We start from the raw sequence: 581 nt of genomic DNA on the forward strand, positions 1-581 counted from the left end.
GTAACCGTAGGGGAACCTGCGGTTGGATCACCTCCTTACCTTAAAGAACCTGCCTTTGTAGTGCTCACACAGATTGTCTGATGAAAATAGAGAAGCAAGGCGTCTTGCGATTGAGACTTCAGTGTCCCCTTCGTCTAGAGGCCCAGGACACCGCCCTTTCACGGCGGTAACAGGGGTTCGAATCCCCTAGGGGACGCCACTTGCTGGTTCGTGAGTGAAAGACGCGTGCCGAACTATCTCAAAACTCATCTTCGGGTGATGTTTGAGATATTTGCTCTTTAAAAATCTGGATCAAGCTGAAAATTGAAACGACACACTGTTTAAGTGTGTTCGAGTCTCTCAAATTTTCGCAATCTGAAGATGGCACTGTAAAAGGTGACGTGAGCAAAGTGAAGCCAAGGCGTACCGCACGCAGCGAGCGGAGTGGACTTAATGTCCATGAGCATCGCGAGTACGGAACAACGCAGGATTCATGATGCGCAACGAACCGGACAGAACAAGACGTCTTCGGGTTGTGAGGTTAAGCGACTAAGCGTACACGGTGGATGCCCTGGCAGTCAGAGGCGATGAAGGACGTGCTA

The 581-nt window shown here is 50.4% G+C and carries 1 tRNA gene; it reads left to right on the top strand.

Going from position 1 to position 581, the window contains the following annotated elements:
* The first annotated feature begins 123 nt into the window (after nucleotides 1-123).
* A tRNA-Glu gene (locus L2I46_RS29315) sits at nucleotides 124-199 on the top strand.
* Nucleotides 200-581 lie beyond the last annotated feature (382 nt).

This window comes from Klebsiella sp. 2019SCSN059 (genome assembly GCF_021739525.1).
GTDB lineage: Bacteria > Pseudomonadota > Gammaproteobacteria > Enterobacterales > Enterobacteriaceae > Klebsiella > Klebsiella quasipneumoniae.